Origin of the sequence: Sphingomonas glacialis, from assembly GCF_014653575.1 — a bacterium.
In the GTDB taxonomy this organism is placed as follows: domain Bacteria; phylum Pseudomonadota; class Alphaproteobacteria; order Sphingomonadales; family Sphingomonadaceae; genus Sphingomonas; species Sphingomonas glacialis.
Genome location: NZ_BNAQ01000001.1, coordinates 1091738 through 1104328 on the forward strand (window position 1 = coordinate 1091738; position 12591 = coordinate 1104328).

General features: G+C 66.7%; 11 protein-coding genes and 1 riboswitch. Of the genes, 3 read left to right on the top strand and 8 right to left on the bottom strand.

Annotated elements, in window-relative coordinates; all coding sequences use genetic code 11:
- Positions 1 to 177 precede the first annotated feature (177 nt).
- The 3 genes from glpD to trhO all read left to right on the top strand — a co-directional run bounded on the left by glpD (position 178) and on the right by trhO (position 3885).
- A complete protein-coding gene (gene glpD / locus IE187_RS05215; protein WP_189675333.1) occupies positions 178 to 1668 on the top strand; it encodes a glycerol-3-phosphate dehydrogenase in 1491 nt (496 codons plus the stop codon).
- Between the two features lie 64 nt (positions 1669 to 1732).
- Positions 1733 to 2797, top strand: coding sequence for an NAD(P)-dependent alcohol dehydrogenase (locus IE187_RS05220; RefSeq protein WP_189675334.1), 1065 nt, complete (start codon positions 1733 to 1735; stop codon positions 2795 to 2797).
- 155 nt (positions 2798 to 2952) lie between these two features.
- Positions 2953 to 3885, top strand: coding sequence for an oxygen-dependent tRNA uridine(34) hydroxylase TrhO (gene trhO / locus IE187_RS05225; protein ID WP_189675335.1), 933 nt, complete (start codon positions 2953 to 2955; stop codon positions 3883 to 3885).
- 147 nt (positions 3886 to 4032) lie between these two features.
- On the opposite strand, the gene IE187_RS05230 is transcribed toward trhO, so the two are convergent.
- The 8 genes from IE187_RS05230 to IE187_RS05265 all read right to left on the bottom strand — a co-directional run bounded on the left by IE187_RS05230 (position 4033) and on the right by IE187_RS05265 (position 12529).
- Positions 4033 to 5565, bottom strand: a complete 1533-nt coding sequence (locus IE187_RS05230; RefSeq protein ID WP_189675336.1) for an aminoacyl--tRNA ligase-related protein — start codon at positions 5563 to 5565, stop codon at positions 4033 to 4035.
- 186 nt (positions 5566 to 5751) lie between these two features.
- Positions 5752 to 6375 (bottom strand): DUF938 domain-containing protein, encoded by a 624-nt coding sequence (locus IE187_RS05235; RefSeq protein ID WP_189675337.1) that lies wholly within the window; start codon positions 6373 to 6375, stop codon positions 5752 to 5754.
- Positions 6372 to 6875, bottom strand: a complete 504-nt coding sequence (locus IE187_RS05240; RefSeq protein ID WP_133189651.1) for a CcdC protein domain-containing protein — start codon at positions 6873 to 6875, stop codon at positions 6372 to 6374. Before IE187_RS05240 ends, IE187_RS05235 begins: the two co-directional genes overlap by 4 nt.
- 12 nt (positions 6876 to 6887) lie before the next feature.
- On the bottom strand, positions 6888 to 8456 hold the full coding sequence (gcvPB, locus tag IE187_RS05245) for an aminomethyl-transferring glycine dehydrogenase subunit GcvPB (protein WP_189675338.1): 1569 nt from the start codon (positions 8454 to 8456) through the stop codon (positions 6888 to 6890).
- Complete coding sequence (gene gcvPA / locus IE187_RS05250) at positions 8453 to 9811, bottom strand: aminomethyl-transferring glycine dehydrogenase subunit GcvPA (protein WP_133189655.1); 1359 nt, start codon at positions 9809 to 9811, stop codon at positions 8453 to 8455. Before gcvPA ends, gcvPB begins: the two co-directional genes overlap by 4 nt.
- A gap of 101 nt (positions 9812 to 9912) precedes the next feature.
- A complete protein-coding gene (gene gcvH / locus IE187_RS05255) occupies positions 9913 to 10284 on the bottom strand; it encodes a glycine cleavage system protein GcvH (protein WP_133189657.1) in 372 nt (123 codons plus the stop codon).
- A 1-nt stretch (position 10285) separates the two neighbouring features.
- Positions 10286 to 11521, bottom strand: coding sequence for a glycine cleavage system aminomethyltransferase GcvT (gcvT, locus tag IE187_RS05260; RefSeq protein WP_189675339.1), 1236 nt, complete (start codon positions 11519 to 11521; stop codon positions 10286 to 10288).
- 162 nt (positions 11522 to 11683) lie between these two features.
- A riboswitch (glycine riboswitch) is annotated at positions 11684 to 11786 on the bottom strand.
- A gap of 65 nt (positions 11787 to 11851) precedes the next feature.
- Positions 11852 to 12529, bottom strand: coding sequence for a hypothetical protein (locus IE187_RS05265; RefSeq protein ID WP_229839234.1), 678 nt, complete (start codon positions 12527 to 12529; stop codon positions 11852 to 11854).
- Positions 12530 to 12591 lie beyond the last annotated feature (62 nt).

A 12591-nucleotide genomic window follows, 5' to 3' on the forward strand; every position in this document is an offset into this window, starting at 1 on the left:
GGCAGCGAAACCGCCACCGGGCCCTGGAATGCATCCAGCAATGTTCAAGCACCGTCCCGGAGCAAAACTCCGGTCGAGCGGGGCTGCGCATACAATGCGACTCGGTTTGGGTCAACCGCGCACGGCTGCAATCTTCGGCGCTTCCGATGGGCCGATCATGCTGGTAAGGCCAGTCGCATGACACCATCACCCTATGACCTGCTCATCGTCGGCGGCGGGATCAACGGCTGCGCGATCGCGCGCGAAGCATCCCTCTTAGGGCTCAGCGTGCTGCTGGTCGAGCGCGACGATCTTGCCGCGCATACCTCGTCGGCCTCGACCAAGCTGATCCATGGTGGCCTGCGCTATCTCGAATATTACGAGTTCAAGCTCGTCGCCGAGGCGCTGCGCGAACGCGAGCGGCTGGTGAAGGCGGCACCGCACATCATCCACCCGATGCGCTTCGTGCTGCCGCAGACCAATGCGGTGCGGCCATGGTGGATGGTGCGGCTCGGGCTCTACCTCTACGATTTCCTCGGCGGCAAGATGACGCTGGCGCGCTCGCGCGGGCTGCGCAAGACCGACACCGCCTATCTCGCGCCGCTCAAGGGGGCTGCAACAGGGTTCGTCTATTCGGACGCGTTCGTCGACGATGCGCGGCTGACCGTGCTCAACGCGATCGATGCCGCCGCCAACGGCGCCGACGTGCGAGTCGGCACCGCAGTCGAGTCGGCACGGCGCGAGGATGGGCTGTGGCAGGCCGCGCTCTCCGATGGCAGTACGGTAAGCGCCCGCGCGATGGTCAACGCGGCAGGCCCGTGGGTCCACCAAATGCTCGGCAAGCTCGGCGTCAACGCCGCGTCGGGCGTGCGACTCGTCAAGGGCAGCCATATCGTCGTCCCCAAGCTGTTCGAGGGGACGCATTCGTACATCCTCCAGCAGCCCGACCGCCGCATCGTCTTCGCCATCCCCTATCAGGGCGAGTTCACCGAGATCGGCACGACCGACATCCCGGTCGATGCGCCCGAGGACGCCAAGATCGACGATGCCGAGATCGCCTATCTCTGCGACGCGGTGAACCTCCACTTCAGCAAGCAGATCACCCCCGCCGACGTCACCTCGACCTGGTCGGGCGTGCGCCCGCTCTACGACGACGGCGCGAGCGAGGCGAAGGCGGTGACGCGCGACTATGTGCTCGAGCTCGACACCAATGGCCCGCCCCTGCTCTCGATCTTCGGCGGCAAGATCACCACCGCGCGCCATCTCGCCGAGGAAGCGATGGAGAAGCTCGCAACGCCGATGGGCTTCACCGCGCACCCGGTGACCCGTGCGCGCGTTTTCCCCGGCGGCGCGATCGCCGATTTCGACACCTTTCTTGCGAGCGTCCGCGCGACCTGGCCGTTCCTCGGCGATGCCCGCGCCGAGCGGATGGCGCACGCCTACGGCGCGATGCTGGCCGAGCTGCTGGCCGACGTGACGAGCGCCGACGAGCTCGGGCCGGACCTCGGCGGTGGCCTGACCGAAGTCGAGGCGCGCTGGCTCCACGACCGCGAATGGGCGCGCACTCCCGACGATGTGCTCAAACGTCGCAGCAAGCTCGGGCTTCACTTGTCCGATGCCGCGCAGGCGCGTTTTGCCGAGCATTGGGATCGGCTCTTTTCTGCCGCAGTGCAGCAAGGCGCCTTGTAACGAGCGGTACACAACCCGATCTTGAGGGCCTCGACATTCCGTTTCCAAATCCGAGGACTCCCCCATGACCACCACCGCCCACGCGTTCGCGGCGCCATCCGCCGACGCGCCCTTCGCGCCCTTCTCGTTCGAGCGGCGCGACCTGCTCGCCGACGACGTCGCGATCGACATCCTGTTCTGCGGGGTCTGCCATTCCGACCTCCACACCGCGCGCGGCGAGTGGGGCTCGGTCAATTATCCGTGCGTTCCCGGGCATGAGATCGTCGGCCGCGTCTCGGCCGTCGGCAGCGACGTCACCAAGTTCGCGGTCGGCGATCTCGCCGGCGTCGGCTGCATGGTCGACAGCTGCGGCTATTGCCCGTCGTGCACCGACGGCGAAGAGCAATATTGCGAGACCACGGGTTTCGTCGGCACCTACGACGCGCCGGACACGCGCTCGGGCGGCTACACCTTCGGCGGCTATTCCGACCATATCGTCGTGAAGCAGGATTTCGTGCTCAAGGTCGGGCATGACGAGGCCGATCTCGCGGCCGTCGCCCCGCTGCTGTGCGCTGGCATCACGACGTACTCGCCGCTGCATCACTGGAAGGTCGGTCCGGGCCAGAAGGTCGGCATCGTCGGTCTCGGCGGGCTCGGTCACATGGGCGTCAAGATCGCCAAGGCGATGGGCGCCGACGTCTATGTCTTCAGCACCTCGCCGAACAAGCGCGAGGATGCCAAGCGGCTGGGCGCGACCGACCTGATCGTGTCGAAGGACGAAGCCGCGATGGGCGAACATGCCAACAGCTTCGACTTCATCCTCAACACCGTTGCGGCAAGCCACGATCTCGACCCGTTCCTCAACCTGCTCAAGCGCGACGGCACGATGACGCTGGTCGGCGTCCCCGAGACGCCGCATCCCTCGCCGAGCATCGGCGCGATGGTGTTCAAGCGTCGCTCGATCGCGGGCTCGCTGATCGGCGGGATCCAGGAGACGCAGGAAATGCTCGATTTCTGCGTCAAGCACGGCCTGACCGCTGATATCGAGATGATCGATATCCAGAACATCGACACCGCCTATGACCGGATGATCAAGAGCGACGTGAAGTATCGCTTCGTCATCGACATGGAGTCGTTGAAGGCGGCGTAACCCGGCCTGCTTCCCCCACCCGTTCGCCCTGAGCTTGTCGAAGGGCAGCCCTCCCCTGGCCCGCGTTGCCTGTGGCGAGGGCCCTTCGACAGGCTTAGGGCGAACGGATGGGTGTTGTTCACCTAATGCCTGAAACGCGTTAGAGGGGCCGTGCCATGACTGCCCCCTCCCCCATCACCGTCGCCGCGCTCTACCGCTTCGCGCGCTTTCCCGATCCGGCGGCGCTCCGCCAGCCGCTGCTCGATCTCTGCGCCGCGAACGGCGTGCGCGGCACCCTGCTGCTGGCGAACGAAGGCATCAACGGCACGATCGCCGGCGCGGAAGCCGGCATCGCCGCGGTTGTCGCGCACATCTGCACCCTGCCCGACTGCGCCGAGCTCACCCCCAAATACAGCCATGCGGAGACGATGCCGTTCCACCGCCTCAAGGTCCGCCTCAAGCGCGAGATCGTGACGATGGGCGAACCCGACATCGACCCGCTCGGCGGCGTCGGCACCTATGTCAAACCCGCCGACTGGAACGCGCTGATCGACTCGCCCGACACGGTCGTGATCGACACGCGCAACGCGTATGAAGTGAAAGTCGGCACCTTCGCCGGCGCGATCGACCCGGACACCGCAAGCTTCAGCGATTTCCCCGCCTGGGCGCGCGCGCACCGCGCCGAGCTCGAGGGCAAGAAGATCGCGATGTTCTGCACCGGCGGCATCCGCTGCGAGAAATCGACCGCCTTCCTCAAGGCCGAGGGCTTCGACGAAGTGTATCACCTCGACGGCGGCATCCTGAAATATCTCGAGGAAGTGCCAGAGGCCGAGAGCCGCTGGCAGGGCGAATGCTTCGTCTTCGACGAGCGCGTCGCGGTCGGTCATGGCCTCGCACCGGGAACGCACGCACTGTGCCGCGGCTGCCGGATGCCGGTCAGCCCTGAGGACCGCCTTTCGTCGCTCTATGAGGAGGGCGTCGCCTGCCCGGCCTGCGCCGAGACGATCGACGCAACCAAGCGCGCCTCAGCCGCCGAGCGCCACCGCCAGGTCAAGCTCGCCGAAGCCCGCGGCGCGGCGCATGTCGGGGCTTCGTTCGAGAAGCTCTAGACTCGCTAGGATGCGGTTCCCCGGCGAAGGCCGGGGCCCAGTTGCGGGCGGTCAACGCTGGCGTTGCGCGTGATGACGTTGGCCATCACGACTGGGCCCCGGCCTTCGCCGGGGAACCGGATTTGACTCCTTCGCGACGCCGCAGCCTCAGTACGACCGCCCGATCAGCACCCGCTCGACCGCAGGCTCGCCCGTGAAGACGCAAGTGCCGTCGATCGCGCCCTGCGCCATCGGCGCGTTGCGGATGGTGAGCTTGAGCTTCTTGAGCCGCTCGACGACACCGTCGAGCGCTGCGCCGGTCGGCTTCGACCATTGCACTTCGAGCCAGCCCGGGTTCTTCACGCCCTCGGCGAAATGCGTCTCGAGCGCTGCGAAATCGGCACCCGGAACGATGCTCGCCTCGAGCCGCGCACGCGCCTCGCTGTGCAACCCGCCTTGTATGTTTTCCAGCATCGCAGATACTTCGTTTACATAATCGGCACGGCTAATAACGACGCTATTGAGTTTCCCGTCCTCGCGATAAAGTTCGTCTCGGCGGACCACGGAGACGTTGCCGCCTGCGACGTCGCGGCCGCCGACTTCAATGATAACCGGCGCGCCCTTCTTGACCCAGCCCCAGCGCTTGGTCGCGGCCTTGCCGAACTTGAGGTCGAGCAGCGCGCGCACCGGTTCGCCGAGCGCCGATTGCTGCGCAAGCTCGGCCTGGAGCGCCTTGCAGTACTCGATAAGCGCCGCATCCTCAGGGCTTTCGCGGAGCATCGGCACGATCACCACCTGCCACGGCGCGATCCGCGGCGGCACGCGCAGACCGTCGTCATCGCCGTGGACCATGATCACGCCGCCGATCATCCGCGTCGACACGCCCCAGCTCGTCGTGTTGGCGAGCTCGAACACGCCTTCCGAATTCTGGAACTTGATGTCCTGCGCTTGCGCGAAATTGGTGCCGAGGAAGTGCGAAGTACCCGCCTGGAGCGCCTTGCCGTCCTGCATCATCGCCTCGATGCTGTAGGTCGACACCGCGCCGGGGAAGCGCTCATTCTCGGGCTTTTCGCCCGCAACCACCGGCAGCGCGAGGCAATCCTCGGCGAACGAGCGATAGACTTCGAGCATCTTGAGCGTCTCTTCGCGCGCCTCTTCAGCCGTCGCGTGCGCGGTGTGTCCCTCCTGCCAAAGGAACTCGCTGGTGCGCAGGAACATCCGCGTGCGCATTTCCCAGCGCACCACATTGGCCCATTGGTTAATCAGCACCGGCAAGTCGCGCCACGACTGGACCCAGCGCGCGAACGCTGCGCCGATCACCGTCTCCGAGGTCGGGCGCACGACGAGCGGTTCCTCGAGCTTCGCGGTCGGGTCGGGCATCAACCCGCCCTTGCCGTCGCTCACCAGCCGGTGATGCGTGACGACCGCCATTTCCTTGGCGAAGCCCTCGACGTGATCGGCTTCCTTCTCGAAATAGGAGAGCGGGATGAACAGCGGGAAATAGCAATTCTCGTGACCGGTCGCCTTGATCCGGTCATCGAGCAAGCGCTGGATGCGCTCCCAGATGCCATAGCCCCACGGCCGGATGACCATGCAGCCGCGTACGCCCGATTCCTCGGCGAGATCGGCCTCCGCGATGACGGACTGGTACCAGGCCGAAAAATCGGCCTCGCGGGTGACGGGGAGTGCGTGCTTGATCATGCTGGCGCGGATAGCGCGGAGAAGCGGCGGCGTCACCCCCGGGCGCGCGGGGCGATGGCGACATCGAGCGGCTTGCCCCACCTCCGTTCGGGCTGAGCCTGTCGAAGCCCTGCCCTCCCCGCGCGAGCGCGCGGGAGTCGAGCGCAGGCTTTCCGCACGCTCGGGGCGACCGGACGGGCGCCTTAGCTAACCAACGCGCCGAAACACCAGCAGCAGATTGTTCGCGGGCATCGCTATCGTCTGCTCGAGCACGAACCCCGCAGCGGCCTCGCGTACCGCATCGACCGAGCGAATCCCCCACCGCGGATCACGCGCGCGGAGCGACTCGTCGAACGCCAGATTGCTCTCCGCCGTCGGCACGTCATACTGGAGAAACGGGCCATACAGGATCAGCGGCGCTCCTGCCGGAAGCAGCCGTGCCGCGCCCGCCATCAGCCCGAGCGTCGCTTCCCACGGGCTGATATGCACCATGTTGATGCACAGCACCGCATCGGCGCCATCGACCGGCCAGATAGCGGCAGCCGCATCGATCTCGAGCGGCGGAAGGACGTTCTCGATCCCCTCGCACCACGCCGCGATCGACACGCGCGCATCCGCATCCGGATCGCTCGGCTGCCAGTCGAGCGCGGGAAACTCCCCCGCAAAATAGGCGGCATGCTCGCCCGATCCGCTGGCAACCTCGAGTACGCTCCCCGACAACGGCAACACGCCGCGCAGCGTGTCCGCAATCGTCATCCGGTTGCGCAAGGTTGCCGGCGCATGGCGCCGCGCTTCGACGCCCGCCTCGGCCGGGATCCACGGCTCGCTCAAGCGGGGGCGCCTTCGAGCAGGCGTTTGGCGCGCAGGTACATCTCCAGCCGCTGCACCGCGAAGATGCCGAGCGACAGCGCCGCCAGCCCGTCGACCAGCACGCTGACGTCGAAATGGAGCGCGCTGCCCTCGGCCTGCGCGACGGTCTTGACCGCGATCAGCACGACGATGATCGCCAGCGCCCAGATCGAGCCCTTCTGCATCAGCAGCCCGGTTGCTGGATCGAGATGGATCCGCATCGTCTTGCCGCGCTGCCAGCCGATCGCCCCGCCGACCACCAGACCGAGCGCCGAGACGGCCCAACCGAGCGCGCTCGGCGGGAAGCGGACGAACAGATAGGCCACGACCAGCGCATAGACCGCCGGCACGATCCATAATTGCTCGATCTTGAGCGGCCGCACGCGCATCAGGCTCCGTCCGCGGATCGCAAAGACGATGACGAAGACCACGGCCATGATGGCATATTGCTGCCAGCTGGCCTGAACCTGATGCATCTGCATATATTCCCCCCGTTATTCCGCGGCTTGCGCGAGTCCCGGGTCCTTCCATACCAGTATCGGCTTGCGCGCCGCCAGCGTTTCGTCGAGCCGGCTGCGCGGCGCGAAATGCGGCGCGGACTTGAGGCTGACGTCACCCGCCTTCGCCCGCTCGGCGACCGAGCGGAGCGCCACGATGAACTGGTCGAGCGCGGCCTTCGATTCGGTCTCGGTCGGCTCGATCAGCATCGCGCCGTGGACGACGAGCGGGAAATACATCGTCATCGGGTGGAAGCCCTCGTCGATCAGCCCTTTGGCGACGTCTATCGTCGAGAAGCCGTCGGCAAGGCCATTATCCGAGAACAAGGCCTCGTGCATGCACGGCCCCGCACCACCGAACGGCGCCTCGAGCGTCTCGTCGAGGCTGCGCAGGATATAGTTCGCGTTGAGCACCGCATCTTCCGACACCTGCCGCAGCCCATCGGCACCGTGGCTGAGGATGTAGGTCAGCGCGCGCGTGAACATCCCCATCTGCCCATGGAACGCGACCATCCGGCCGAATGCGCCGGCATGATGCTCGCCCGCAGTTTCCTCCTCGACGAGGTGGAAGCCATCGTCGGTCTTCTCGACGAACGGCAGCGGCGCGAAGGGGCTGAGCGCCTTCGAGAACACCACCGGCCCCGAGCCGGGCCCGCCGCCGCCATGCGGAGTCGAGAAGGTCTTGTGCAGGTTGATGTGCATCGCATCGATGCCGAGATCGCCCGGACGCACGCGCCCGACGATCGCATTGAAGTTGGCGCCGTCGCAATAGACCAGACCGCCCGCCGCATGCACCGCGTCCGAGATCACGCGCATGTCGCGCTCGAACAGGCCGCAAGTGTTGGGGTTGGTAATCATCACGCCCGCCACGTCGGGGCCGAGTCGCGCGATCAGCTTCTCGGTATCGACGCGGCCGTCGGCGGTCGCGGGGATGTCCTCGACGCTATAGCCCGCGAACGCCGCGGTCGCCGGGTTGGTGCCGTGCGCGCTCTCGGGGACGAGGATGATCTTGCGATGCCCCTCCCCGCGCGCCTCGAGCGCGGCGCGGATCGCGAGCACGCCGCACAATTCGCCATGCGCGCCCGCCTTGGGGCTCATCGCGACCGAGTCCATGCCGGTGAGCGTGACGAGCCAGTGCGCGAGCTGCTGGATCACCTCGAGCGCGCCCTGCACGCTCTGCACCGGCGCGAGCGGGTGGATGTCGGCGAAACCAGGGAGCCGCGCCATCTTCTCGTTGAGGCGCGGATTGTGCTTCATCGTGCACGAGCCGAGCGGGAAGAAGCCGAGGTCGATCCCGTAATTCTGGCGCGACAGGCGCGTGTAGTGGCGGACGGTCTCGGGCTCGGACAAACCAGGAAGGCCGATCGGCGCGGTACGGGCGAGGTCGCCCAGCCGCGAGGTGGCGGCGATGGGTTCGACAAGGTCGACGCCTGTGGTCGTCGTATCGCCGATCTCGAAGATCAGCGCTTCCTCCAGCATCAGCGCCTTGTTGCCGGTGGTCGTGGGCGCAGCCTTACCGCCCGAGATCGGCGCTTCGGGGCGCCATCCGCTTGCGTTGATGCTCATGCCAGTACCTCCTGAAGCGCAGCGGCAAGGATTTCGACGTCCTCCGCGGTGGTCGTCTCGGTAACGGCGACGACGAGACCGTTCGCCAGCGAATCCTCGCCCGGATAGAGCCGCCCGAGCGACACGCCCGCAAGGATCCCGCGATCGGCGAGCGTGCGCACGATCGGGCGTGCTTCCTTGGACAGTTTCAGCGTGAATTCGTTGAAGAAGTGCGTCGTCACCAGCTCGACGCCCGGCACTTGCGACAGCCGCTCGGCCGCCGCCACAGCGCCCGCATGGTTGATCGCCGCGAGCTGGCGCAGGCCTGCCTCGCCGAGCAAGGTCATGTGGATCGAGAACGCCAGCGCGCACAGCCCGCTATTGGTGCAAATGTTCGACGTCGCCTTCTCGCGGCGGATATGCTGCTCGCGCGTGCTGAGTGTCAGCACGAAGCCGCGGCGCCCGTCGGCATCGAGCGTCTCGCCGCACAGCCGGCCCGGCATCTGGCGCACGTACTTTTCCTTGCAGCCGAACAGGCCAACGTAAGGCCCACCGAACTGCAGGCCGACGCCGAGCGACTGCCCCTCGCCCACCACGATATCGGCATCCATCTCACCCGGGGCCTTGATCGCGCCCAAAGCGACCGGCTCGGTCACGACGGCGATCAGCAGTGCCTTGTTGGCATGGCACGCATCGGCGAGCGGCTTCAGATCGGCGATGCGGCCGAGAATGTCGGGATATTGCACCACGACGCACGACGTATCGGTGTCGATCGCCGCGATCAGCGCATCGATATCGGTGTCCGCCCCGAGCGTCGGCGCCGAAGTCTCAAGCGCATCGCCGGTGAACTTGGCCATCGTCTTGGCGACCGAGACATAATGCGGGTGGAGCCCCGACGAGAGCAGCGCCTTGCCGCGCTTGGTGATGCGCCGCGCCATGCCGATCGCCTCCCAGCAGGCGGTAGAGCCGTCGTACATCGAGGCGTTGGCGACATCGGTGCCAAGCAGCCGCGCGACCTGCGTCTGGAACTCGAACAGCATCTGCAGCGTGCCCTGCGCGATCTCGGGCTGGTACGGCGTGTAGGCGGTGAGGAACTCGCCGCGCTGGATCAGGTGATCGACCGAAGCGGGCACATGATGCTTGTACGCGCCGCAGCCGAGGAAGAAGGGCACCTCCCCCGCGGTGAGGTTTTTCCGCGACAGCGCGGTCATGTGGCGTTCGACCGCCATCTCGCTCGCATGCATCGGCAGGCCGGGGATCGGGCCCTCGAGGCGAGCGGCTTCGGGCACGTCGACGAACAGATCGTCGATCGTCGCGACGCCGATCACGCCGAGCATCGCGTCGCGATCGATTTGGGTCAGGGGCAGGTAGCGCATCAGAATTCCCGTCGCCCCGGCGAAGGCCGGGGCCGCTAGGTTTGGATTACGCGCCGGGCAAGACAACCCAGCGGCCCCGGCCTTCGCCGGGGCGACGCATCTTAAAGCTTCTCGACGAACGCCGCGTAGGCGATCTCGTCCATCAAGCCGCTCAGCTCGTCCGGATCGGACAGCGTCAGCTTGAAGAACCAGCCGTCGCTCTCGGGCTCCTCGTTGACGAGGCCCGGCGTCTCGGTGAGCGCAGGATTGCCCTCGATCACGGTGCCCGACACCGGCGAATAGACGTCAGATGCGGCCTTGACCGATTCGACCACGGCGGCTTCGTCGCCCTTGGTCAGTGCCTTGCCCTCTTCGGGAACGTCGACGAACACGATGTCGCCGAGCTGGCTCTGCGCATATTCGGAGATACCGACGGTGCCGACATCGCCGTCGACATCGACCCATTCATGGTCTTCGGTGAAATAACGGCTCATATCACTTGCCTCCTGCACGAACGTAGCGGTGGGGAATGAAGGGCATTGCGGTGACGGTCGCGGTGTGGACCTTCCCGCGCTGCGACAGCGAAACGGTGGTGCCTGGCGTCGCGAGCTCGGCCGGAACATAGGCCATCGCGATCGCCGCACCGACGCTCGGCGCGAAGCCGCCGCTGGTGACGCGGCCGATGTCGGCGCCGCTGGCATCGACGACGGTCGCGCCCTCGCGCACCGGCTGGCGGCCGGCAATCAGCAGGCCGACGCGCTTGGTCGTTGCACCGGCGGCGCGCTCGGCGAGGATCGGTTCGGCACCCATGAAATCGCCCGCCTCGCGGCGACGCTTCGACAGCGCGAAGCCGAGATCGGCCTGGACCGGCGTCGTCTCGGGATCGAGATCGTGACCGTAAAGCGGCAGCCCTGCCTCGAGCCGCAGCGAATCACGTGCGCCAAGGCCGATCGGCTTGACCTCGGGCTCGGCGATCAGCGCATCGGCAAGCGCGACGACATGCTCGCCCGGCACCGAAATCTCGAAGCCGTCCTCGCCGGTATAGCCCGAGCGGCTGATCCACAGCGGCACGCCGTTCCAGTCGAACGCGCCGGCGGTCATGAACACCATCGCCTCGACGCCCGGCACCAGCCGCGCGAGCGCATCGGCCGCCTTGGGCCCCTGCAGCGCGAGCAAGGCCTGCTCCTCGAGATGGTTGATCGCGATGCCATCGGGCAGGAATTCGAGCAGATGCGCGATATCGTCGATCTTGGTCGCGCCGTTGACGACCATGTAGAAGGTCGGCGCGTCGGGATCGGTCGGCGACGCGTCGAGCGGCGACCAGCCTGCGGGCTCGGCGGGTTCGGCCGCTTCGTCATCCGCGGCGAACGGGTTCTCGCGCGGCAGATGCGTGACCATCAGATCGTCGAGAATGCCGCCATTCTCGGCGAGCAGCAGCGAGTAGCGCTGCTTGTTCTCGGCAAGCCCGGCAATATCGGCCGGGAGCAGTGCTTCGAGCGCGGCGACGACATCGGCGCCACCTTCTGCACGGAAGACGAGTTGGCCCATATGGCTGACGTCGAACAGCCCGGCCGATTCGCGCACCCACAGATGCTCGGCCATGATGCCTTCATACTGGACGGGCATGTGATAGCCGGCGAATTCGACCATCCGCCCGCCCTGCGCGCGGTGCCATGCGTCGAGCGGCAGCGTCTGCGTCGCGATCTCGTCGGGAATCTCGGTGTCGCTCATGTCGGGCCTTCCGTGCTGGGACTACGGCGCGGCTCGACGCGATTGCGCCGATACCCACACCGCCCCCTCTGTCACGGATACCTGAGAGCTTTGACCTGCGTATTGCAGGCTTACCCCTTCGGTGGCCCCACCAACGCGGCGGAAGCGCTTTCCAGAGTGTCGTTAGCCCGCGCGGTCCGGTTGCCTGAGAGATTCCGGGGCGGTTGCTCCTTCGGCGGCCCGGCTGATCCTTGCGGACCCCCGAACACTCTCCCGCGCGTGCCTATCCAAGTTGCCCTGCATCGACCAATTCGGTTTGACGCGCTGCAGCAAGCGAGTCAACGCGCCAGATCACCGCGTCGCGTTATATTTCAGCTGATCGTCGGTCAGCTGGAATCCGACCAGCGCCTCGAAGGTCGCGCGGAGCACCGCTTGGCGGACTTCGGGGCGGCTCAGCGGATCGACCGCAGCATCGTCGCCGCCGGCCTTGCGCTTCTCGGTCAGCTTCTTGCGGACGTCGTCCGGGAGGGTCGCCGCAGCGCGCGATACCGTCGCAGTGCCCGTCCCCTGGACGACGGCGCGCGCCTGGCCCGCGTCGAAATGCAGCACCGAACGGCCGATGCGCTTGGCAACGACGGCGTTGCCGCCCTGCACCACGGTCACGAAATACGGCAGCGTCACGTCGCGCGCCGCCTCGGTACGGACGCGTCGCCCCTCGACCGAGAAGGTGACGGTGGTCACCACGTCGGCGCCGGTATCGTCGCACGTCGAACGCACATTGGTCAGCACGGCAGTCACGTCGATCGCGCTCGAATCGCGGCTGGTGACGGGGTCGAACAGCGTGATGTCGCCGGTATGCGCTGGGACAGCGACGCTCGGGCACGCGCTGCGGATCGCGGTGATGCCGCCGGTTTCGTCGAAGTCGCCCGTCGTTTTGCACCCCGCGAGCAGCGAAAGCGCCGACAGCAGGAACACTGGAGCGGCGATGGTCGATTTCCGGAGTGTCACGGGGGCACGCACCTTATTCATGCAAAAGGAATCCGCTGGCCGATGAGAATTCTCGGCACAGAGGGCGCTTCACCATAGGAACC

What these genes read in the sequence shown, in the direction of transcription:
- glpD (WP_189675333.1), top strand. Translation starts at nt 178, where the DNA reads ATGACACCATCACCCTATGACCTGCTCATCGTCGGCGGCGGGATCAAC.
- IE187_RS05220 (WP_189675334.1), top strand. Translation starts at nt 1,733, where the DNA reads ATGACCACCACCGCCCACGCGTTCGCGGCGCCATCCGCCGACGCGCCC.
- trhO (WP_189675335.1), top strand. Translation starts at nt 2,953, where the DNA reads ATGACTGCCCCCTCCCCCATCACCGTCGCCGCGCTCTACCGCTTCGCG.
- IE187_RS05230 (WP_189675336.1), bottom strand. Translation starts at nt 5,565, where the DNA reads ATGATCAAGCACGCACTCCCCGTCACCCGCGAGGCCGATTTTTCGGCC.
- IE187_RS05240 (WP_133189651.1), bottom strand. Translation starts at nt 6,875, where the DNA reads ATGCAGATGCATCAGGTTCAGGCCAGCTGGCAGCAATATGCCATCATG.
- gcvPB (WP_189675338.1), bottom strand. Translation starts at nt 8,456, where the DNA reads ATGAGCATCAACGCAAGCGGATGGCGCCCCGAAGCGCCGATCTCGGGC.
- gcvPA (WP_133189655.1), bottom strand. Translation starts at nt 9,811, where the DNA reads ATGCGCTACCTGCCCCTGACCCAAATCGATCGCGACGCGATGCTCGGC.
- gcvH (WP_133189657.1), bottom strand. Translation starts at nt 10,284, where the DNA reads ATGAGCCGTTATTTCACCGAAGACCATGAATGGGTCGATGTCGACGGC.
- gcvT (WP_189675339.1), bottom strand. Translation starts at nt 11,521, where the DNA reads ATGAGCGACACCGAGATTCCCGACGAGATCGCGACGCAGACGCTGCCG.
- IE187_RS05265 (WP_229839234.1), bottom strand. Translation starts at nt 12,529, where the DNA reads ATGAATAAGGTGCGTGCCCCCGTGACACTCCGGAAATCGACCATCGCC.